Source organism: Rhodoferax ferrireducens, assembly GCF_003347515.1.
In the GTDB taxonomy this organism is placed as follows: Bacteria; Pseudomonadota; Gammaproteobacteria; order Burkholderiales; family Burkholderiaceae_C; genus Rhodoferax.
In genome coordinates this window covers 1-291 of sequence record NZ_QEII01000101.1, presented here as the reverse complement: position 1 = coordinate 291, position 291 = coordinate 1, and the positions used below count along the sequence as shown (strand labels likewise).

The 291-nt window shown below is 62.2% G+C and carries 1 pseudogene; it reads left to right on the top strand.

The features are described 5' to 3' along the window. A pseudogene (locus C5P05_RS00420) lies at positions 1–291 on the top strand (NADP-dependent malic enzyme); the annotation flags it as partial.

Below are 291 nucleotides of genomic sequence, written 5' to 3'. Positions count from 1 at the left end.
TCGGCCCGCTGGCGGGCAAGCCGGTGATGGAGGGCAAGGGCTGCCTGTTCAAGAAATTCGCCGGCATCGACGTCTTTGACATTGAACTCGACGAGCTCGACCCCGACAAGCTGATCGACACCATCGCCCGCATGGAGCCGACCTTCGGCGGCATCAACCTGGAAGACATCAAGGCGCCCGAATGCTTCTACATCGAGAAGAAGCTGCGCGAGCGCATGAAGATACCGGTGTTCCACGACGACCAGCACGGCACCGCCATCGTCGCCGCCGCGGCTATCCTGAACGCGCTCA